The following is a 21,108-nucleotide window of genomic DNA, read 5'->3' on the forward strand; positions in this document are numbered from 1 at the left end:
AGCGGCGAACAGCAACCGCGCGTTCACGCGGCGTACATCTGCGGGTCGCGCGGCGGCCATGCGACATCGGTGGGGTGGTCGGGTACCCGTTCGCGCACCCGACACAGGAGTCCCATGTCCCGCCTGCTTCGCGGGGTCGCAGTCTCGGTGGTCGGCGCTCTCAGCGCTGCCGCCCTGCTCGCCGCCCCCGCCGCCGCCATCGGCGCCACGTCCGACACCACCGCCATCGCGAGCCAGGAGGCGGAAGCGGCACCCGGCCTGGTGCTGAACGAGATCGTCTACGACGCGGCCCAGACAGGGCTCGCCGATCAGGTTGAGATCTACAACGCCGGCGACACGGCCATCTCCCTCGACGGCTGGAAGATCTCGGATGAGAAGCGCGACGCCTTCGGGCAGGCGCCGGCCGGGGCCACCCTGGCGCCGGGAGAGTTCCTGGTGCTCGTGAAGGACGTCGACTTCCCGTTCGGGCTCGGCAAGGGTGATGAGGTCGTGCTGTACGACCCGAGCGGCGCCGAGGTCGATGCCTACGCCTACGCCAACACGGCGCCGATCTCGGTCTGGGCGCGCTGCCCTGATGGTACGGGGGAGTGGGCGCACGCGACCGCGGCGACGCCCGGTGCCGCGAACGACTGCTCCGTCGCCCCGGTCGACGGTTCGATCGTGATCAACGAGGTGGACTCGCAGCCTGCGGACTGGGTGGAGTTCCACAACCCCGGCACGGCGGCGCTCGACATCTCGGGCTACGAGATCCGTGACAACTCCGACGACCACCGCTGGCAGTTCCTGCCGGGAACGACGATCGGCGCCGGCGCCTATCTGGTGGTCGAGGAGGGCACCACCGGCCTGGTGTCCGGTACCGAGACCGCGTTCCGCGATCCGATCGGCATCGGCAGCGCCGACCGCATCCGCCTCTTCGATGCGGCCGGGACACTGATCGACGACACCCTGCCCTGGAGCGGTCACGCCGCGATCGATGGCGACGCCGCGGCGGCCACGCTCGCCCGCTGCCCTGACGGCGTGGGCGCATTCCTGCTCGCGCACCCGACGCCCGGAGCCACGAACTCCTGCGTCATGCCGGATGTGGTGATCAACGAGATCGAGTCCAACGGCGACACCACCGACTGGGTCGAGGTGCGCAACACCGGCAGCACCGCGGTCGACCTGTCCGGGTGGACCGTGATGGACAACGACCCGAACGGCCATGCCGGCCAGGTCACGCCGCTCCCGGCGGGCACGATGCTCGAGCCCGGTGCCTACTTCGTCTTCGACCAGCCCGCGAACTTCGTCTTCGGGCTCGGCAACGGCGACACGGTCACGCTCCGCGATGCCACCGGCAACACGGTGGACGAGCACGTCTACACCGCGCACGCCGCAGGTGTGCTGGCCCGCTGCGCCGATGGAACCGGCGATCTCGTCGACATCGCGGTGTCGACCAAGGGCCTGCGCAACGCGTGCGGCAACCCGGTGCGCATCAACGAGGTCGAGTCCGATGGCGGATCGCCGGATGACTGGATCGAGCTGGTCAATCCGACGGACACCGCGCTCGACGTCGCCGGCGTGGTCGTGAAGGACGACGACGATGCGCACACCTACGCGATCCCGGCCGACACCACGATCGCCGCGGGCGGCTACCTGGTGATCGAACGCGAAGCCCTCGGATTCGGGCTCGGCGGCGGCGACGCCGTGCGCCTGTTCGACGGCGACCTGCTCATCGACAGCACGACCTGGGGCGAGGGGCATGCCGCCACCACCTGGGGACGCTGCCCCGACACCACCGGCGCGTTCGGCGTGACGGAGAAGTCGACCAAGGGCGCCACGAACGTGTGCGCGGGCGAGATCGCGGTGACGCCGTGGCCGGGTTCCGCAGAGGTGCAGGTGCTCGACGACGTGCCGACCTTCCTGGAGGACTCCTCGGGCCTCGACGTGCAGGAGACCGCCGACGGTGCGTTCCTGTGGGCAGTGGACAACGGTGAAGGACGGATCTGGAAGCTCGAGGCGCACGCCGACGGCTCGGTGCAGAAGGTCGACGGTTGGACCGACGGCAAGCGCGTGCGGTTCCAGAAGGATGCGGCGAGCCCCGGTGCTGCCGGCCCCGACACCGAGGGAATCACGGTGGACGGCGACGGCTTCGTCTACGTCGCCTCGGAGCGCGACAACAGCGCGAAGGGCGTCAACCAGAACGTCCTGCTGAAGGTCGATCCCGATGCGGCAGCCGGTGACCTGGTGGCGCAGCAGGAGTGGGACCTCACGGCTCTGCTCCCCGCGGTCGGCGCGAACCTCGGCATGGAGGCCGTGCAGTGGGTGCCGGATGCGGCGCTCGCCGGAAAGCTGTTCGACGACAACACCGCTGCGGCCTATGACCCCGCGGACTACGCGGGACACGGCGCCGGACTCTTCTTCGTCGCCGTCGAGGACAACGGGCACGTCTACGCCTTCGCGCTCGCCGCGGACGGAAGCGCGACCCTCGTCTCCGAGATCGCTCCCGGCCTGACCGGTGTCATGGCGCTGGACTACGACAGCGTCCGTGACGTGCTGTGGGCGGTGTGCGATGACGGATGCCAGGGACGCTCGGCCGAGATCACGCTGAACGGCACCGCGAAGCCGGGCCTCGCGCACCACGCGCGGCCGGCCGGGATGCCCGACATCAACAACGAGGGGTTCGCGACGGCTCCGGCCTCGCTGTCGGTCGATGGTGAGCGACCGGTCTGGTGGTTCGCAGACGGCTTCGCCTCGCAGTCGCTGCGCACCGGCACCCTGCCGGGCGTCGACGACGAGACACCGGGGACGAAGCCGCCGCTCCCGGGCTCCGCGCTGAACGACGACAACCGCAACGGCGTCACGATCAACCCCTCAGCGGCCGCGGCAGGACAGCGCGTCGTGGTGACGGTCGGCGGCGCGCAGGCCGGTGCCCAGGTCGCCGTCTGGATGTATTCAGACCCGCAGCGTCTGACCTCCGGAGCGCTGGATTCGTCCGGACGCATCGCGGTCACGGTTCCCGCGGACACGGTGGCAGGTGCGCACCGGATCGCGGTGTACGCTGCCGACGGCGATCTGATCGGCTGGGGCGACCTGCGGGTCACCGCCGCATCGGGCGGGGCCACGGAAGGCGGCCTGGCGAACACCGGCGGCGAGCTCCCGGTGGCGGCAGCGGCACTCGCCCTGCTGTTCCTGCTCGCAGGCGGTGTCATCGCGACGCGGCGTCGGCGCACGGTCTGACGACCGAAGGGGTGGCGGGGACGCCTCCGTCACCCCTTCGGCGTCTCCGGCCGCGTGCCGCCGTGTCGGTGCCGCGGCCTAGACTCATAAGGCCATGACCGAAGCTCCTCTCATCGTTTCCGGAACCGCCGGCCCGCAGGGTCAGGACGACCTCCTCGCCGGCCTCAACCCGCAGCAGCTCGAAGCGGTGACCTACCGCGGCCCCGCGCTGCTCATCGTCGCGGGTGCCGGTTCCGGGAAGACCAGCGTGCTCACGCGGCGCATCGCGTCACTGCTGCGCAGTCGTGAGGCGTGGCCGAGCCAGATCCTCGCGATCACCTTCACCAACAAGGCGGCCGGGGAGATGCGCGAGCGCGTCGCGGGGCTGGTCGGCGACGTGGCCCGCGGCATGTGGATCTCGACCTTCCACTCGGCGTGCGTGCGCATCCTTCGCCGTGAAGCCGAGCAGTTCGGATTCACCAAGACCTTCACGATCTACGACTCGGGCGACTCCCGCGCTCTCATCAAGCGCCTGGTCAAGGAGCACGAGGCCGACGCCTACGGGTTGACTCCGGCATCCGTGCAGTCGCGCATCTCCAAGCTCAAGAACGAGCTGTCAGACGCCGAGTCCTACGCGCGCGACGCGAACATGTCCGACCCGGCGGAGCGCATCTTCGTCGAACTGTTCGCGGACTACCAGCGCCAGCTCCGCAAGGCCAACGCCTTCGACTTCGACGACCTCATCGGCCAGACGGTGTATCTGTTCCGTGCCTTCCCGCAGGTCGCCGACACCTACCGTCGACGCTTCCGGCACATCCTGGTGGACGAGTACCAGGACACCAACCACGCGCAGTACGCGTTGATCCACGAGCTCACCCGACCGGTCTCCGCGTCAGCGGCGCCCGACCCGTATGCCTCGAACGGCATGATGATCTTCGAGCCGGAGCCCGCAGCGAGCCAGGATGCTCCGGAGGGTGGCGCATCGCTCACGGTCGTCGGCGACTCCGACCAGTCGATCTACGCGTTCCGCGGTGCCGACATCCGCAACATCAGCGAGTTCGAGCGGGACTTTCCCGGTGCGCAGGTGGTGCTGCTCGAACAGAACTACCGCTCGACCCAGAACATCCTGTCGGCCGCCAACGCGGTCATCGGCAACAACTTCGATCGCAAGGACAAGAAGCTCTGGAGCGACAAGGGTGACGGTGACGCGATCATCGGCTTCACCGGGTACTCGCAGCACGACGAGGCCCAGTTCGTCGCCGACGAGGTCGAGTCGCTGCACCGTGCCGGCATGCCCTACTCCGAGATGGCGGTCTTCTACCGCACGAACTCGCAGTCGCGCGCGCTGGAGGAGATCTTCATCCGTTCGGCCGTTCCGTACAAGGTCATGGGTGGCACCAAGTTCTACGATCGCGCCGAGATCAAGGACGCGCTCGCCTATCTGGTGGCGGTCGCGAACCCGGCCGACGACATGTCGGTCCGCCGCATCCTGAACAAGCCGCGCCGTGGCATCGGCGACGTCACCGAGACGGCGATCGCCCGGTTCGCCGAAGAGCACGACATGAGCTTCCGCGATGCGCTGGCGCACCCGACGCAGCTCGGTTTCGGACCGAAGATCCAGGCCGCAATCGCCCAGCTCGATGCCGTGCTCGCCGAAGCCACCGCGATCATGCTCCCCGCCTCGGGAGAGCTCCCGCCGCCCACGACGGTGGCCGAGGGGCTCAGCCTGCTGCTCTCGAAGAGCGGCTACCTCGACGCGCTGCGGGCCAGTCGCGACCCGCAGGATGAGGCGCGTGTCGAGAACCTCGACGAGTTCGTCGCCGTCACCCGCGACTTCGCCCGCAACAATCCCGAGGGCACCATCGTCGACTTCCTGACCGAGGTCGCGCTGGTCTCCGACGCCGACGATCTCGAAGACGAGTCCGGCACGGTGTCGCTCATGACCATGCACACCGCCAAGGGCCTCGAGTACGACGCCGTCTTCGTGACCGGAGTCGAGGAGGACCTCATCCCGCACCGCATCTCCGCGGGGGAGCCGGGTGGCCCCCAGGAGGAGCGTCGGCTGTTCTACGTCGGCATCACCCGTGCGCGTAAGCGCCTGCACCTCTCGCTCGCGATGACCCGTGCGCAGTTCGGTGAGGTGACGGTCGCGATGCCCAGCCGCTTCCTGCAGGAGATCCCGGCCGCGCTGATCGACTGGCGTCAGTCTCCGGGCGATGTGAACTCGCGCGGCGGCATGCAGTCCCGCGCCCTCAACGCGCGTCGCTCCGGAGGGTTCGGTTCCTCCGGCTCCGGCTCCGGCTCCGGCGACCGTTTCGGGGTCAAGGCGCTCCCGGGCAGAGACTCACTCAAGCCGCTGTCGACCGCGATGGATCGGTTCCCGAACCGCGTCACCGCCAAGGTGCGCGACAACGGCGATCTGGAGCTCACCGCTGGCGACCGCATCAGGCACACCGACTTCGGCGAGGGGCGTGTCGACGCCGTGACCGGAGAGGGCGCCAAGCGCATCGCGCATGTGCGGTTCGACACATCCGGTCAGAAGAAGCTGCTGATCAAGGTCGCGCCGATCGAGAAGATCTAGTCCGCATCGCGGGTCGCTCGTGGCGGGTTAGGCTGACAGATATGGCCCTGTTCTCTCGCCGCAAGAAGACCGGTGACGATGTCGTCGCCCCCGCATCCGACGTCTCCGAGACCGAGGGCGCTGCCCCGGTCGATGCGGAGGTGACCGCCCCGGCTGCAGAGCCCGAGGTCGCAGCCCCCAGCATCGGTATCTCGGTGCAGGCGTTCCGCGGTGTCGGAGAAGCGGCCGGACCCGCGGTGTCATTGCCCGACCAGAACGAGCAGCCGGGTTCTCCGGCCGACGCCGCGCCCCGTGCACCCCAGACGACGGCGACCGCGAACCCGCCGAGGCCCGCCGAGCCTGTCGAGCGCCGACTGCCCCTCGCGGCGGCACTGCCGCCCGAGCAGACCGAGACCGTCGCGGGCATGAAGGACAACGTGCTGCTGCGCGAGGCCCTGAAGGAGATCGAAGCAGGCGCGACCAACGAGCAGTTGCTCGGCGTCATGCGCCAGGCGCTGCAGGGGCACCTCTACATCCGCGTGAACGGCGACGCCCGCGCGCAGATCGCCGAGGGCAAGCCGCTGGCCGTCGCCGTCGTGCGCGATGAAGAGCGTCAGTTCATGCTCGCGTTCAGCTCCGCCGCCGCCGTGCGGGACTCCGTGCAGCTCGAACAGGACCCCGCTGCGACCTCCGCCGTCGCCCAGCCGGTCACCTCGGTGCTGCAGCAGGTCGTCGCCGGCGACTTCGCCGGCCTCATCGTCGACAACGCCTCGGCACCGCATCGCGTCGTCTTCCCCACTGAGCTGCTGCAGAAGACCCTCGAGCAGGCCGATGTCGATATGAAGGTCAAGACGATCCTCGCGACTCCGCGGGCCCAGGACTCGGCGACCAAGGTCGGGGAGGCGCTGGCGACCACGCGAATGTGGGTGGCCGTGAACGACGGCACCGGCAGCGGACAGGTCGGCATCGCCGAGGCGCAGACCACCGACGGCAAGCGGTTCCTGCAGCTCTTCACGCACCCGCTCGAGGTGATCGCCCTCGGCCGCGGTGACCGGCCGCTGCCCTTCACTCCGGATCAGCTTGCGAAGGTGCTCTCCAGCCACACCGAGATGGCCGGCGTCATCATCGACTCGGCCGGACCGTCGATGATCGTCGAGCGTGACGCACTCGCTCCGGTGCTCGTGCTCGCGGTGGACCTCGGCGACTGACCTCGCCCGACTACCGTCTCCTCCGGGGGTTCCGCCGCGCACGCCCGCGTCCTAGTGTCGGAGCATGGCCTCCGAACGCGTGACCGTTACCGTCGCCGACACCGACGGGGAGCGCGACGTCGTGCTCTCCAGTCCGAACCGGGTCGTCTGGCCCGACCTCGGCATCACCAAGGCGGAGCTCGCGGAGTACGTGCAGCGAGTCTCGGTGCCTTTCCTCGCGGCGAACGGTGGGCGGCCGGTCTCGCTCGAGCGGTTCCGTGACGGGATCGGCAGTGACGGGTTCTTCTCGAAGAACCCCCCGAAGGGCACTCCTGACTACGTCGACGCCGTCACGGTGACGTACAACAGCGGGAGACAGCATCCGCAGATCGTGCTCAACCGCGCGAGCGCGATCGTCTGGGCGGTGCAGATGAACACGATCGTGTTCCACCCGTGGGCGTCGCTCGCGTCGGATGCCGACAATCCCATCGAGCTGCGGATCGACCTGGACCCGCAACCAGGCACGGACTTCGGCGACGCCGTGCGCGCCGCCCACGTGCTGCGCGAGGTGCTGCAGGAAGCGGGCCTGGAGGCATTCGCGAAGACCAGCGGCAACCGCGGACTGCACGTCTTCGCGCCCATCGAACCGACTCACGAGTTCCTCGACGTGCGTCACGCGGTGATCGCTGCGGGACGCGAGCTGGAGCGGCGGATGCCCGAGCGGGTGACGATGAACTGGTGGAAGGAGGAGCGCGGAGAGCGGATCTTCGTCGACTTCAACCAGGCCAACCGCGACCGCACCATGGCCGGCGCCTACAGCCCGCGTGCCCTCTCCGCGGCGACCGTGTCGACCCCCGTGCACTGGGGGGAGCTGGATGGCCTCGATCCGACGCGGTTCACGGTGCGTAGCATCCCGGCGCGACTCGACGACGTGGGCGACCCCTGGGCGTCGATGCAGGACGCTCCTGGACGCATCGACACTCTGCTGGAGTGGTGGGCACGCGACGTCGAGAACGGGCTGGGGGAGCTGTCGTTCCCTCCGGAGTTCCCCAAGATGCCGGGCGAGCCGCCCCGCGTGCAGCCGAGCAAGAAGGTCGCGGCGAACTGGGACGACGACGGTAGTCCCGCCGAGAAGAGCTGACCGCGCTCAGGCCAGCACGTCGGCGAGGTCGTAGCCGGCGACCGTGTCGAGCTGATCGTAGGTGCACGACCGCGCCTCGCGATCGGGCCGCCACCGCTCGAACTGCACGGTGTGCCGGAAGCGGGCGCCCTCGAGCTGGTCGTAGCGCACCTCGAGCACCCGCTCGGGGCGCAGCCGCACGAATGACACATCCTTCGCGCCGCTGAAGCGCGAACGCTCGCCCTCCCCGGTGACTGCATCGCCCGCCTCGTCGCGCTCCACGAACGGCGCCAATTCCGTCACGAGCTCCTGACGGCGCACGTCGCTCCATGCCGCCACTCCGCCGACCTGGCGCAGAGTGCCGTCGTCGCCGTAGAGCCCGACCAGCAGCGAACCCACACCGGAACCCGACTTGTGGATGCGATACCCGAGCGCGACGACATCCGCCGTGCGCGCGTGCTTGATCTTGATCAGCGTGCGCTTGCCAGGAGCGTAGGGGTGGGCGAGGGGTTTGGCGACGACGCCGTCGAGTCCCGCTCCTTCGAACTCGGCGAGCCAACTCACCGCGGCATCGCGATCGCGGGTGGTGCGAGTGAGGTGCAGCGGGTGCGGCACGTCGGCCAGGAGCCGCTCCAGACGCTCCCGACGTTCCTCGAAGGGCGTCGCGAGCAGATCGTCTTCACCTTCGGCGAGCAGGTCGAACGCGATGAACATGGCCGGAGTCTCGGCGGCCAGCCGGGCGACGCGGGACGCCGCGGGATGGATGCGCTGGCTGAGGGCCTCCCAGTCCAGGCGCTGCGCGCCCTCGGGACCGGTGGCGACCACGATCTCGCCGTCGAGCAGGCACGGACCGGGCAGCAGCGTCGGGATGGCCTCGACCAGCTCGGGGAAGTACCGGGTCAGCGGCTTCGCTCCGCGCGAGCCGATCTCGACGCTCTCGCCGTCCCATGAGATGAGTCCGCGGAAGCCGTCCCACTTGGGCTCGTACAGCAACCCGCCGGGCGTCTTCATCGGGTCGGGGACGACCGCTGCGGCCTTGGCGAGCATCGGCGCGGGGATCTCGTAGCGCATGGCTCCATCCTGGCCCTGCCATCGCCGCGGCGGAAGGGCGCGCGAGGCCGCGTCATGACTCAGGATGAACGTCGCCGTCGATCCGCGCAGCGTGCGGCTTTCCGGCGGAGCGTCGGCCCGAGGCGCGAGGCGTCCTGAGTTGTGGATGGGGTCAGTCGAACAGGTCGGACAGTGCGTGGGGGAGTCCCGCGTCGGCGAGGGCCGTGCGGGCGGCGTGCCAGCCGGCCATGCCGTTGACCCCCGGACCCGGTGGGGTGGCGGACGAGGCGAGGTAGACGCCGCGCATCGGTGCGCGCCAGGGGGTGGGCGACAAGGTAGGGCGCCGCAGGGCCTGGGTGAGGCTGAAGACGCCACCGGAGATGTCGCCACCGATCTCAGCCGGATTGACTGCTTCGCGCGACGACGCCGGTACGGCGTGGTGTGCGAGGATGCGATCGCGGAAGCCCGGAGCGAAACGCTCGACCTGCGCCGTGATGAGCGCTGTCGGGTCGAGATCCGAGCCGGCGGGCACGTGGATGTACGCCCAGAACACGGCATGGCCGGCGGGAGCCCGCGACGGGTCGAACACCGAAGGCTGCACCGCGAGCACGTACGGCCGGTCGCTCACCCGGCCACGTGCCACCGCGTTCTCGCTCGCCCAGACTTCGTCGCGCGTGCCGCCGATGTGCACGGTCGGCGCCTGTGCCACGTCGGTATTCGCCCAGGGGACGGGGCCATCCAGGGCGAAGTCGACCTTCGCGGCTCCGGGGCCGTAGCGGTAGGACGTGATCGCCCGCGCGTAGCGCGCGGGGATGTCGGGGTGGGTCAGGGCCAGACGCGGCGAGCTGTTCAGCAGCAGCAGATCTCCACGGGCCGGGTCGCCCCAGTCGAGCGTGCCCAGGTCGGTGATGTGCGCTCCGGTCTCGACCGCTCCACCGTGCGACTCGATGTCGGCGACCAGGGCATCGGCGATGCGTTGTGCTCCGCCGCGGGGGTACATCCACCCGCCGGCGTGCGCGTGGGCGGCGAGCAGCAGTCCGGCTGCGGCGCCGGCGAGCGACGGCAACCGCGTGTTCGCGTGGGCGACGACGCCCGCCATGAGTGCGGCGGCCTCGTCCGTGCGGAACGCGTGGCGGGCGAACGGCCCGCTCTGGTCGAGCATCCGCACGGCGTAGCGCGCTGCGGTGAGCGGGTCATGGGGGACACGGAGCATCGCGTTGCCGGTGAAGTCCGCGAGGCCGTCGATGTGCTGGGCGAGGGGGTGCAGACGGTTCTGCCAGGCCTCACCGTCGACTCCCAGCTCGCGTGCGGTGCGGTCGATGTCGCGCCAGGCGACGCCCGCTCGTGCGTCGTCGAGGGGGTGCGCATAGGAGATCTCCGGACGGATCCAGTCGACCCGCTCGGCCAGTCCGAATGCCCGGAAGAAGGGGGAGGCCAGGGCCGCGGGGTGCACCGCGGAGCAGACGTCATGCCGGAACCCGGGGAGCGTCGACTCGAGCGTGCGCACGCCGCCGCCGAACGTCTCGGCCGCTTCCAGCACCCGCACCTCGTAGCCGGCGCGTGCGAGCGCGACCGCGGCGGCGAGACCGTTCGGTCCGGACCCGATGATGGTTGCCCGTGACATCACGCCAGTCTCGCACGCGGACACGCCCAGGGTGTGGAGCGATCAGTTCGAGAATCGGTCGGCGGCCGCGCTCAGACGTGCGATCCTGGAGAGTGATGAAAGAAGTTCAGGGGCCGACCCCCGCAGGCACCTCCCGTCCATATCGCTCGCTGCCCGAAGCACTGCGCGCGCACCGCATCGACCCGTCGAACCACGAGTTCATCACCGGCATCATGGATGCCGTCGGTATCAGCTCGTTCATCGACCGCGGCCGCTACATCGAGGCCATCCGTCTCGGTGAGGGTGCCGCGCTCCACATCGGCAAGACCTACACCAACGGCTTCACCGAGGACGAGCGCATCGTCGTCGGCTCGACCCCGCTGCGGCTGCAGCCGAGCGAGGGACGCGCGCCGCTGTTCTACGTCAGCCACCCGAGCGAGTTCATCCCGCTGACGCCGCCGCGCGCGGTGAAGCGCGCGACGACCCCGCGGGTGACCGCTCCCCGCGAGCGCGCGTCGAAGCCGGTCGAAGAGCGCGACTACGGCGTGTGCGACGTCTGCTTCATGGTGAAGACGCCGGCGGGCGGCTGCGGCTGCAACTGACGGGTTCGCTGCGGAGCGCTGCTGCTCAGACGAAGGCGCTCATCCCGGTGATGTCGCGGCCGAGCAGCAGTGCCTGCACGCTCTCGGTGCCTTCGTAGGTGTGGATCGCCTCGATGTCGGCCATGTGCTGCATGACGCCGTTCTCGAGCAGGATGCCGTTGCCGCCGAGCAGATCGCGGGCGACGGCGGCCACACGTCGGGCGGCACGGGTGTTGTGGAACTTCGCGAGCGAGGCCTGCGTCGGACGCAGCTCTCCCGCGGTCTCCAGATCGGCGAGCCGACGGCAGTAGAGCTGCATCGCGGTGACGTCCTCGAGCATGTGGGTCAGGCGTTCCTGCACCATCTGGAACTTCGCCAGCGGCTTGCCGAACTGCACGCGCTGCGTCGCATAGGTGAGCGCCGCCTCGTAGCAGGCCGTCGCGTGACCGAGGGCCGACCAGGCGACGCCGGAGCGCGTGGCGTACAGCACGATCGACGCGTCCTTGAAGCTCTTCGTGCCGGGGAGCACGGCGTCGAGCGGCACGCGCACGTCATCGAGTTCGATGTGCGCCTGGTGGATCGCGCGCAACGAGGCTTTGCCGCGGATGACCGATCCCGTGTAGCCGGGGGTGTCCTGCTCGACCAGGAAGCAGCGCACAGCGCCGTGCTCTGGTGCGGTCTCGTCGTCGACCCGGGCCCAGACGAAGGTGATGCCGCCGGAAGCTCCGTTGCCGATCCACTTCTTCGTGCCACGGAGCACCCAGGCGTCGCCGTCACGTCGCGCCACGGTTTCGAGGGAGACGGAGTCGGAGCCGTGGTCGGGTTCGGTGAGTGCGAAGGAGCCGAGCACGGAGCCGTCGGCCAGCGCGGTGAGCCACTTCTCCTGCTGCGTCTCGGAGCCGAACAAGGCCAGGGTGCGCAGTGCGAGCCCACCCTGCACCGCGAGGATCGTGCCGAGTGAGCCGTCGCCCCGCGAGATCTCCATGTTCACGAGCCCGGCCGCCAGCGGCGAGAGCCGCGTCAGCAACGGATGCTCGATGCCGTCGACCACGAGGTCCATCTCGCCCATCCGGCGGGCGGCATCGAGCGGGTACTCCGCGCGATCCCAGGCGTCGGCCATCTGCGGGGCGACCTCGTCGATGTACGCCTTGGCGCGGTCCCACGCGGCGCGGTCTGCGGCGGGGATGTCGGAGAACACGGCGTAGTAGTCGCTGTCCTGGCGTCCGGTGACGTCGTACGACGAGACGCGCTCGCCGGGGAACGGGGAAGCTTCGGTGCTCATGATGACTCCTTCGTGGCACCAAGTATCGTACTCGCCGAAACTCGGTTTCACGACAGGATGTCGTTCGGAGGGTGCTGCGCGCTCAGCTCAGCTCGGCGCGCACCCGCCGGGTGACCTCGGCGATCGGCATCGACCGCGGGAACACCGCGACGACCAGATCATCGGCCGACGGTTCTGCGACAGCATCCTGCTGCACACCGAAACGCCGCATCGCGACGTCGAGCGCCTGGCGCAGCGCCGACGCCGGCACCCGCTTGCCGCGCAGCATCTGGCGCAGCACGTGGTTGTGCACGGCGGTGATGACCGCGGCGTAGCTGACGGCGTCGAGGGGGTCGAGGTCGGGAAGCGACTCGCGCAGGTATTCGTCGAACAGGCGTTCATAGCGGAACACGGCCACGATCTCCCGTTCGCGCAGAGCGGGGATCTGCCGCACGAGCTCATAGCGGCGGCGGGCCACATCGGGCTCTGCGGCGAAGTGGCGGAAGACGAGCATCGCGCCGTCGGCGACGGTCGACCACGGGTCGCCCTCGGAGACGGCGAAGTGCTCGCGCAGCACATCGAGCAGCAGCTCGTGATCGGCGAAGACGACGTCATCCTTGCCTCCGAACTGTCGGAAGAAGGTCGAGCGTGACACTCCAGCGGCCTTGGCGATCTGCTCGACCGAGGTCTGGTCGAAACCGTGTTCGGCGAACAGGTCGAGTGCGGCGGCGACGACGCGCGTCGCGCTCGCGGCGGCGGAGGAGGTTTCGCTCATCCTCTGATGCTAGGTCACCGCCCCGGGATGCGTGCGGAAGTGCCGCCGCGGGCAGGGGGCGCTCAGGGCGAGGTAGTAGGCTGGGGGACTGGTCGATGTCTCGACATCGAGAGAATTACCAGACAGCAGCCCAGTGAAGGAACCACAGTGGATCTGTACGAGTACCAGGCACGAGACGTTTTCGAAAAGTACGGAGTGCCGGTTCTCGCCGGCATCGTCGCGGACACCCCTGAAGAGGTGAGGGCGGCTGCCGAGAAGATCGGTGGAGTTGTCGTCGTCAAGGCTCAGGTGAAGACCGGCGGCCGTGGAAAGGCGGGCGGCGTCAAGGTCGCCAAGACCCCCGACGAGGCGTACGAGGCGGCCAAGGCCATCCTCGGACTCGACATCAAGGGCCACGTCGTCAAGCGCGTCATGGTCGCCCAGGGCGCCCGCATCGCCGAGGAGTTCTACTTCTCCGTGCTGCTCGACCGCGCCAACCGTTCCTACCTGAGCCTCTGCTCGGTCGAGGGCGGCATGGAGATCGAGGAGCTCGCCGTCGAGCGCCCGGAGGCGCTCGCGCGCGTCGAGGTCAACCCGCTCACGGGTATCGACAAGGCGAAGGCCGTCGAGATCGCCCGCGCGGCGAACTTCCCCGAGGACCTCATCGAGAAGGTCTCCGACGTGTTCGTCAAGCTCTTCGACGTCTACAAGGGCGAGGATGCGACGCTCGTCGAGGTCAACCCGCTGGTCCGCACGGAAGAGGGCGACATCATCGCGCTCGACGGCAAGGTCACGCTCGATGACAACGCCTCCGAGATCCGTCACCCCGAGCACGAGGCGCTCGAGGACAAGGATGCCGCAGACCCGCTCGAGGCCAAGGCCAAGAAGAGCGGCCTCAACTACGTGAAGCTCGACGGCGAGGTCGGCATCATCGGCAACGGCGCAGGGCTCGTCATGTCGACGCTCGACGTGGTCGCCTACGCGGGCGAGAACCACAACGGCGTCAAGCCGGCCAACTTCCTCGACATCGGCGGCGGCGCCTCGGCTGAGGTCATGGCCGCCGGCCTCGACGTCATCCTCGGCGACCCGCAGGTCAAGAGCGTGTTCGTCAACGTCTTCGGCGGCATCACGGCGTGCGACGCCGTCGCCAACGGCATCAAGGGTGCACTCGAGACGCTGGGCGCCACGGCTTCCAAGCCGCTCGTCGTGCGCCTCGACGGCAACCGCGTCGACGAGGGTCGCGCGATCCTCGCCGAGTACGCGCACCCGCTCGTCACCCTGGCCGCCACGATGGACGAGGGCGCCGACAAGGCCGCCGAGCTCGCCAACGCTTCGACAAGCTCAGCGCAAGCGCTCTGATTAAGGACTAGAAGAATGTCGATCTACCTCAACAAGGACTCCAAGGTCATCGTCCAGGGCATCACCGGCGGCGAGGGCACCAAGCACACGGCGCTGATGCTGAAGGCCGGCACCCAGGTCGTCGGTGGCGTGAACGCCCGCAAGGCCGGCACCACGGTCGCGCACACCGATAAGGACGGCAACCCCGTCGAGCTGCCCGTCTTCGCCTCGGTCGCCGAGGCGATCAAGGAGACCGGCGCCGACGTGTCGATCGCCTTCGTCCCCGGTGCCTTCACGAAGGACGCGATGGTCGAGGCCATCGACGCCGAGATCCCGCTGCTCGTCGTCATCACCGAGGGCGTGCCCGTCGGCGACGCCGCCGAGGCATGGGCCTACGCGCAGAGCAAGGGCAACAAGACCCGCATCATCGGCCCGAACTGCCCCGGCATCATCACGCCGGGCGAGGCGCTCGTCGGCATCACGCCGGCGAACATCACGGGCAAGGGACCGATCGGCCTCGTGTCGAAGTCGGGCACCCTGACGTACCAGATGATGTTCGAGCTGCGCGACCTCGGCTTCTCGACCGCCATCGGCATCGGCGGAGACCCGGTCATCGGCACCACGCACATCGACGCGCTGGCCGCGTTCGAGGCGGACCCCGAGACCAAGGCGATCGTCATGATCGGCGAGATCGGCGGCGACGCGGAAGAGCGCGCAGCCGACTACATCAAGGCGCACGTCACGAAGCCGGTCGTCGGCTACGTCGCGGGCTTCACCGCGCCCGAGGGCAAGACGATGGGCCACGCCGGCGCGATCGTCTCGGGCTCGGCCGGTACCGCTCAGGCCAAGAAGGAGGCCCTCGAGGCCGCCGGGGTCAAGGTCGGCAAGACGCCGTCCGAGACCGCAGACCTGATGCGCGCGATTGTCGAAGCGCTCTGATCTGAGTTACGCTTGAAAGGAAGGCCCCGGACTCCACTCTGGGGCCTTCTTTCATGCCCGGGAGCAGCCCCGGTATTGCGGCCGTTCCGAACTTCTGCGGCCCATGCGTGCGTGGCTGGCCGCCGAAGTTCGCATTGGCCGCCGAAGTTCGCATCGGCCGCAGAAGCTGACGGCGTCGGGCATCAGACGCTTGTCGAGAGCGCGAAAAGGGGCGGATGCCGCAGCATCCGCCCCTTTCGTGGCGTGTGGTCAGATCCCGACGCCGAAGAGCGACTCGATCGGACCGCGCGCGAAGAACAGGACGAACCCGGCGGCGACGGCCCAGAGCAGCGGGCTGATCTTCTTGGCCTTGCCCGACAGCGACTGCACGAGCACCCAGCTCACGAAGCCGGCGCCGATGCCGTTGGCGATCGAGTAGGTCAGCGGCATCACGGTCACGGTGAGGAACACCGGCAGCAGCACGCTGAAGTCGCTCAAATCGATGTACTTGATCTGCGCCATCATCATGGCACCGACGATGATGAGCGCGGCGGCGGCGATCTCGGTCGGGACGATCGAGGTGAGCGGCGTGAGGAACATCGCCAGGAGGAAGATCCCACCCGTCACCACGTTCGCCAGACCCGTGCGGGCGCCCTCGCCGATGCCGGCGCCGGACTCGATGAACACGGTGCTCGATGACGAGGAGGTGGCTCCACCGGCGATGGCACCGACACCCTCGACGATCAGCGCCGACTTGATGCGGGGGAAGTCGCCCTTCTCATCGGCCAGACCGGCTTCCTTCGCGAGACCGGTCATGGTGCCCATGGCATCGAAGAAGTTCGAGAACACCAGGGTGAACACGATCATCACGAGGGCCACGAGGCTGACCTTGTTGAAGTCGAAACCGAAGTCGACCGCGCCGATCAGGCTCAGGTCGGGGAGGCTGACGGGCGAGCCGGTGAGCGCGGGGACCGTGAGGCTCCAGCCGCCGGGGTTGACCGCGCCATCAGCGCCGATCTGCGGGCCGAGGTGCCAGATCGCCTCGACGATCACGGCGAGCACGGTGCCGGAGACGAGTCCGATCAGCAGGCCGCCCTTGACCTTGCGGGCGACGAGGATGCCGGTGAGGATCAGCGTCGCCACGAACAGCACGGTCGGCACGGTCGCGATCGAGCCGCCGATGCCGAGCCCGACGGGCGGGGATGCGGCGCCGGTCGCGGTGACGAAGCCCGAGTTCACGAAGCCGATGAAGGCGATGAAGAAGCCGATACCGACCGTGATGGCGATCTTGAGCTGGAAGGGCACGGCGTCGAAGATCAGCTTCCGCAGACCGGTCGCGGCCAGCAGGACGATCACGATGCCGTTGATCATCACGAGCGCCATGGCCTCGGCCCAGGTGACCTGGCCGACGACGGAGAACGCGACGAACGCGTTGATGCCGAGACCGGCGGCGAAGCCGAACGGCAGGCGCGTGACGAGACCGAACAGGATCGTCATGATGCCGGCGGTCAGCGCGGTGGCGGCGCCGACGGCGCTGAAGTTCAGCGTCGTCCCGTCGACATCGGCGGCGCCGGTGAGGATGATCGGGTTGAGGATCACGATGTACGCCATCGTGACGAACGTCACCAGGCCACCTCGGATCTCGGTGCCGACGGTGGAGCCGCGCTTGCTGATCTCGAAGAAGCGGTCGAGCGCGTTCTTCGGTTCGGCAGTCGCGGGGGCAGGGGACGGGGCAGTTGTCATCGGGGGAACCTCCGCAGGAGACGATATCGTGTCGCCCGCACCCGCGCGCGCCCCCAGGGGGCTGCGGGGTTCTCGTCGTAGTCTCGAATCGCTATGCAACGCCTCCTCGTCGCGCTCCTCGCCGCCTTCGACGCCGTCATCGCCGCTGCGGTCGGCCTCGTCGTGCTGCTCGCGCCGCTGACCCTGTTGTGGACCCTCGCGTTCGGCGCGACGGCGGACTGGGGCGCGCTCTGGCCGCTCACCGGAACCCTGTGGGCGTTCGGGCACGGTGTGCCGCTCGACGTGACGATCGCCTCGGAGATGCTGGTCGCCCTCGCGATCCCCTCGGCCGCGGCGAGCTTCGTCGTGTCGGTCACGCCCCTCGCGTTCCTCCTGTTCACCTTGCTGTTCGCCGCCCGTTCCGGTGCGCGGGCCGCCAAGGCCGGTGCCTGGCTCCTCGGCGCACTCTCGGGCGCTGCCGTCTTCGCGGTCATCGCTGCGAGCGTCGCCCTCTCCTCCCGGGTGGAGGCGGCGCAGACCTCCCTGCCTCTCGCGATCATCCTGCCGAGTGCCGTCTACCTGGTGGGCGCGGTGTGCGGCGGGGTGCGCATCGCCTGGGAGGACGGCGATGGCGGCCTGCTCGATCGCCTGCACGACGTCGTGGACACCTGGGGCGACTGGACGCCCGTGCCCGCCTCGGTCGTGCGAGGTGCCGCCTTCGCGGTGATGGGAGTGACCGCTGCTGCCGCTGCCGCTGTCGCGCTCATGACGCTGTTCCGCGGTGGTGAGGTGGTCGCGCTGTTCCAGGCGTCGCATGTGGATGCTCTCGGGGCGACCGTGATGACCCTCGGTCAGTTCGCCTATCTTCCGACGCTCATCGTGTGGGCCGCGTCGTGGATCGCGGGGCCCGGATTCGCTGTCGGCGTCGGCACTGCGGTCTCTCCCGCCGGCACCCAGCTCGGCGTCGTGCCCGGGATCCCGATCCTGGGGCTGCTCCCCGAGAACAGCTCGATCTGGATGCTCATCGTCGTACTGATCCCGATCGCAGCCGGCGCCGTCGCCGGCTGGGCCGTCCGCTCGCGCCTGGTGTGGGAGGGCACGCCGCTGGGCATGCCCCCACGCGCCGCGATCGCCGTCGGCATCGGTGTCGTCGCCGCCGGAGTCGCGGCGGTCGCCGCAGCGCTCGCGCACGGCTCGATGGGACCCGGCCGCCTGGTGGAGATCGGTCCCGCCCCTGTACCGTTCGCGCTCGCTCTCGGGGGAGAGGTGCTGCTCGGCGCCGCGATCCTGCTGCTCTCGCCCCGGCATCGGGATGAGCTGGCCGAGGAGCGCACCGACCGCTGGAACGCCGAGATGGCGGGCGTTCCGCCGACCGACTGGGCCACGATCGATGGGGCGCCGGCGGCCCCGGTGTCGTGGGCAGGAGGCTCGGCCGACGACACAGCACCCCTCGACGACCTCGGGCGTTTCACGCGGCCCGCGGCGGACCCCACGGAGCGACGTGACTGATCTCGCCGGAGGGCAGCGCAACCCGGCGAGAGCGGTGCGCGCGCCCCGGTAGACTGGGCGCGTGCTCACGGTCGCCGTTCTCATCTCGGGCACCGGCTCGAATCTTCGCGCCCTCCTCGAGGCCGCTCGTCATCCCGACTTCCCTGCTCGGGTGGTCGTCGTCGGCGCCGACCGCGAAGCCGACGGTCTGGCCCATGCCGAGGAGTTCGGCATCCCCAGCTTCACCGTCCCGTGGCACGAGCACGACAGCCGTGAGGCCTGGGGCGAGGAACTCGCCAGGCAGCTGCGTGTCTGGACACCCGATCTGGTCGTGCTCTCTGGCCTCATGCGGCTGCTGCCGCCGGCTCTGGTGGCGGAGTTCTCACCGGCCCTGATCAACACCCATCCGGCGTTCCTGCCCGAGTTCCCCGGCGCGCACGGCGTACGCGACGCGCTCGCGGCCGGCGCCGCGCAGACGGGCGCGAGCGTGATCGTCGTCGATGACGGCGTCGACACCGGTCCCATCCTGGCGCAGGAGCGCGTGCCGATCCTCGACGGCGACACCGAGCACACCCTGCACGAGCGCATCAAGCCGGTCGAACGACGGCTCCTGATCGAGGTCGTCCGCGGCATCGCCACCGGCGAGATCACGCTGACCTCCCCCTCCTGAACTTCCCTCATCCCACCGACGCACGTCCCTCACGCACGAAGGAGCCCTTCATGGCCGGCCCCCGCCACGACCCCTCGCTCTACCGCGATCGCGACACGGTGCCGATCCGGCGCGCTCTCATCTCGGTCAGCGACAAGAGCGGCCTGCTGACGCTCGCCGCCGCGCTCGCCGAGGTCGGTGCCGAGATCGTCTCGACCGGCTCCACCGCCGCCACGATCCGGGAGGCCGGGTTCGAGGTCACCGACGTCGCCGCCGTGACCGGCGTCGCCGAGATGCTGGACGGACGGGTGAAGACCCTGCACCCGAAGATCCATGGCGGTCTGCTGGCCGACCTGCGCCTGGAGGACCACGAGCGCCAGCTCGATGAGTTGGACATCAACCCGTTCGACCTCGTCGTGGTGAACCTGTACCCGTTCGTCGAGACCGTCGCCTCTGGCGCGGTCGGCGACGACGTGGTCGAGCAGATCGACATCGGCGGCCCCGCCATGGTGCGCGCCGCCGCGAAGAACCACGCGAACGTCGCGATCGTCGTCTCGCCGCAGTCGTACCCTGCCGTCGTCGCCGCGATCGCCGAGGGCGGCACCTCGCTGTCGCAGCGCCGCGAACTCGCCGCCCGCGCCTTCGCGCACACCGCGGCGTACGACACAGCCGTCGCCTCCTGGTTCGCCGAGGGCACGCTGAACGCCGAGGGCGACCTCCCCGCGCACCTCACGATCCAGGCGGAGCGCCTGGCCACGCTCCGCTACGGCGAGAACTCGCACCAGCGCGGCGCGATCTACACGCGCTCCGGCGGCCACGGCATCGCTCAGGCCACGCAGCTGCAGGGCAAGGAGATGTCGTACAACAACTACGTCGACGCCGACGCCGCACTGCGCGCCGCCTACGACATGATCAAGCCGGCCGTGGCGATCATCAAGCACGCCAACCCGTGCGGCATCGCGACCACGGCACCGAACGCCCTCGACCCGATCGCCAGCGCACACCTGCGCGCGCACGAGTGCGACCCGGTCTCGGCCTATGGCGGAGTGATCGCGGCGAACGGCACCGTCACCCTGAAGATGGCGGAGAACCTGAAGGACATCTTCACCGAGGTCATCGTCGCCCCGTCGTTCGAGCCGGCCGCGCTCGAGGTCTTCAAGGCCAAGAAGAACCTGCGTCTGCTGCAGCTGCCGGAGGACTGGCAGCAGGAGCGCATGGACGTGCGGCTCGTCTCCGGCGGACTGCTGCTGCAGGACGCCGACCGCTTCCCCGACGACATCGTCTCGGTCGCGAAGAACTGGGAGCTCGTCTCCGGTGAGCGTCCGAGCGACGAGGAGATGGAGAACCTCATCTTCGCGTGGAAGGCGTGCCGTGCGGTGAAGTCCAACGCGATCGTGCTCGCCAAGGACAACGCCACGGTCGGTGTCGGCATGGGCCAGGTCAACCGCGTCGACTCGTGCCGCCTCGCGGTGGAGCGTGCGGGCGACCGTGCTGCCGGATCCGTCGCGGCATCCGATGCGTTCTTCCCCTTCGCGGATGGCGCGCAGGTGCTGATCGACGCCGGAGTCACGGCGATCGTGCAGCCGGGCGGTTCGGTGCGCGACGAGGAGGTCGTCGACGCCGCGCGCAAGGCCGGCGTCACGATGTTCTTCACCGGAGAGCGCCACTTCTTCCACTGAGTC

The 21,108-nt window shown here is 69.4% G+C and carries 15 protein-coding genes; 10 read left to right on the forward strand and 5 right to left on the reverse strand.

Annotation, left to right across the window (positions count from 1 at the left end):
* Positions 1-114 precede the first annotated feature (114 nt).
* The 4 genes from MRBLWO12_RS01700 (at position 115) to ligD (ending at position 8,083) form a co-directional block, all read left to right on the forward strand.
* Positions 115-3,216, forward strand: a complete 3,102-nt coding sequence (locus MRBLWO12_RS01700; protein WP_363552071.1) for a lamin tail domain-containing protein — start codon at positions 115-117, stop codon at positions 3,214-3,216.
* 94 nt (positions 3,217-3,310) lie between these two features.
* Positions 3,311-5,776, forward strand: a complete 2,466-nt coding sequence (locus MRBLWO12_RS01705; RefSeq protein WP_363552073.1) for an ATP-dependent helicase — start codon at positions 3,311-3,313, stop codon at positions 5,774-5,776.
* Positions 5,777-5,817: 41 nt separating this feature from the next.
* On the forward strand, positions 5,818-6,963 hold the full coding sequence (locus MRBLWO12_RS01710; protein WP_363552075.1) for an SseB family protein: 1,146 nt from the start codon (positions 5,818-5,820) through the stop codon (positions 6,961-6,963).
* 64 nt (positions 6,964-7,027) lie between these two features.
* Positions 7,028-8,083 (forward strand): non-homologous end-joining DNA ligase, encoded by a 1,056-nt coding sequence (gene ligD, locus MRBLWO12_RS01715; RefSeq protein WP_363552077.1) that lies wholly within the window; start codon positions 7,028-7,030, stop codon positions 8,081-8,083.
* A 6-nt stretch (positions 8,084-8,089) separates the two neighbouring features.
* Here ligD and MRBLWO12_RS01720 read toward each other — a convergent pair whose 3' ends face one another.
* Entirely contained in the window at positions 8,090-9,133 is a 1,044-nt protein-coding gene (locus tag MRBLWO12_RS01720) for an ATP-dependent DNA ligase (protein ID WP_363552079.1), read from the reverse strand.
* 151 nt (positions 9,134-9,284) lie between these two features.
* The gene (locus tag MRBLWO12_RS01725; protein ID WP_363552081.1) at positions 9,285-10,736 is read right to left on the reverse strand and encodes a phytoene desaturase family protein; all 1,452 of its coding nucleotides are present in this window, start codon (positions 10,734-10,736) and stop codon (positions 9,285-9,287) included.
* 95 nt (positions 10,737-10,831) lie between these two features.
* Between MRBLWO12_RS01725 and MRBLWO12_RS01730 the strand changes: the two genes are divergently transcribed.
* Entirely contained in the window at positions 10,832-11,317 is a 486-nt protein-coding gene (locus MRBLWO12_RS01730; protein ID WP_363552083.1) for a hypothetical protein, read from the forward strand.
* Positions 11,318-11,342: 25 nt separating this feature from the next.
* On the opposite strand, the gene MRBLWO12_RS01735 is transcribed toward MRBLWO12_RS01730, so the two are convergent.
* Positions 11,343-12,578 carry an acyl-CoA dehydrogenase family protein gene (locus MRBLWO12_RS01735; protein ID WP_363552085.1) on the reverse strand — a complete coding sequence of 412 codons (1,236 nt, stop codon included), beginning with the start codon at positions 12,576-12,578 and terminating at the stop codon, positions 11,343-11,345.
* Between the two features lie 82 nt (positions 12,579-12,660).
* Positions 12,661-13,332 (reverse strand): TetR family transcriptional regulator, encoded by a 672-nt coding sequence (locus MRBLWO12_RS01740; protein ID WP_363552087.1) that lies wholly within the window; start codon positions 13,330-13,332, stop codon positions 12,661-12,663.
* 147 nt (positions 13,333-13,479) lie between these two features.
* On the opposite strand from MRBLWO12_RS01740, the gene sucC reads away from it, so the two are divergent.
* Positions 13,480-14,670 carry an ADP-forming succinate--CoA ligase subunit beta gene (gene sucC, locus MRBLWO12_RS01745; protein ID WP_363552089.1) on the forward strand — a complete coding sequence of 397 codons (1,191 nt, stop codon included), beginning with the start codon at positions 13,480-13,482 and terminating at the stop codon, positions 14,668-14,670.
* A 15-nt stretch (positions 14,671-14,685) separates the two neighbouring features.
* Positions 14,686-15,588, forward strand: coding sequence for a succinate--CoA ligase subunit alpha (gene sucD / locus MRBLWO12_RS01750; protein ID WP_363552091.1), 903 nt, complete (start codon positions 14,686-14,688; stop codon positions 15,586-15,588).
* A gap of 249 nt (positions 15,589-15,837) precedes the next feature.
* On the opposite strand, the gene MRBLWO12_RS01755 is transcribed toward sucD, so the two are convergent.
* Complete coding sequence (locus tag MRBLWO12_RS01755) at positions 15,838-17,310, reverse strand: NCS2 family permease (protein WP_247629385.1); 1,473 nt, start codon at positions 17,308-17,310, stop codon at positions 15,838-15,840.
* A 93-nt stretch (positions 17,311-17,403) separates the two neighbouring features.
* On the opposite strand from MRBLWO12_RS01755, the gene MRBLWO12_RS01760 reads away from it, so the two are divergent.
* The 3 genes from MRBLWO12_RS01760 (at position 17,404) to purH (ending at position 21,105) form a co-directional block, all read left to right on the forward strand.
* Positions 17,404-18,798, forward strand: a complete 1,395-nt coding sequence (locus MRBLWO12_RS01760; protein ID WP_363552093.1) for a DUF6350 family protein — start codon at positions 17,404-17,406, stop codon at positions 18,796-18,798.
* Between the two features lie 61 nt (positions 18,799-18,859).
* Positions 18,860-19,447: a phosphoribosylglycinamide formyltransferase gene (gene purN / locus MRBLWO12_RS01765; protein WP_363552095.1), complete on the forward strand. Its 588-nt coding sequence runs from the start codon at positions 18,860-18,862 to the stop codon at positions 19,445-19,447.
* A 50-nt stretch (positions 19,448-19,497) separates the two neighbouring features.
* Complete coding sequence (purH, locus tag MRBLWO12_RS01770; protein ID WP_363552097.1) at positions 19,498-21,105, forward strand: bifunctional phosphoribosylaminoimidazolecarboxamide formyltransferase/IMP cyclohydrolase; 1,608 nt, start codon at positions 19,498-19,500, stop codon at positions 21,103-21,105.
* The last annotated feature ends 3 nt before the right edge of the window (positions 21,106-21,108 follow it).

Origin of the sequence: Microbacterium sp. LWO12-1.2, from assembly GCF_040675875.1 — a bacterium.
Classification (GTDB): domain Bacteria; phylum Actinomycetota; class Actinomycetes; order Actinomycetales; family Microbacteriaceae; genus Microbacterium.

Coding starts and splice junctions, on each gene's coding strand:
- MRBLWO12_RS01705 (WP_363552073.1), top strand. CDS start 3,311: ATGACCGAAGCTCCTCTCATCGTTTCCGGAACCGCCGGCCCGCAGGGT.
- MRBLWO12_RS01730 (WP_363552083.1), top strand. CDS start 10,832: ATGAAAGAAGTTCAGGGGCCGACCCCCGCAGGCACCTCCCGTCCATAT.
- MRBLWO12_RS01700 (WP_363552071.1), top strand. CDS start 115: ATGTCCCGCCTGCTTCGCGGGGTCGCAGTCTCGGTGGTCGGCGCTCTC.
- MRBLWO12_RS01760 (WP_363552093.1), top strand. CDS start 17,404: ATGCAACGCCTCCTCGTCGCGCTCCTCGCCGCCTTCGACGCCGTCATC.
- MRBLWO12_RS01740 (WP_363552087.1), bottom strand. CDS start 13,332: ATGAGCGAAACCTCCTCCGCCGCCGCGAGCGCGACGCGCGTCGTCGCC.
- MRBLWO12_RS01710 (WP_363552075.1), top strand. CDS start 5,818: ATGGCCCTGTTCTCTCGCCGCAAGAAGACCGGTGACGATGTCGTCGCC.
- MRBLWO12_RS01735 (WP_363552085.1), bottom strand. CDS start 12,578: ATGAGCACCGAAGCTTCCCCGTTCCCCGGCGAGCGCGTCTCGTCGTAC.
- ligD (WP_363552077.1), top strand. CDS start 7,028: ATGGCCTCCGAACGCGTGACCGTTACCGTCGCCGACACCGACGGGGAG.
- purH (WP_363552097.1), top strand. CDS start 19,498: ATGGCCGGCCCCCGCCACGACCCCTCGCTCTACCGCGATCGCGACACG.
- MRBLWO12_RS01755 (WP_247629385.1), bottom strand. CDS start 17,310: ATGACAACTGCCCCGTCCCCTGCCCCCGCGACTGCCGAACCGAAGAAC.
- sucD (WP_363552091.1), top strand. CDS start 14,686: ATGTCGATCTACCTCAACAAGGACTCCAAGGTCATCGTCCAGGGCATC.
- MRBLWO12_RS01725 (WP_363552081.1), bottom strand. CDS start 10,736: ATGTCACGGGCAACCATCATCGGGTCCGGACCGAACGGTCTCGCCGCC.
- MRBLWO12_RS01720 (WP_363552079.1), bottom strand. CDS start 9,133: ATGCGCTACGAGATCCCCGCGCCGATGCTCGCCAAGGCCGCAGCGGTC.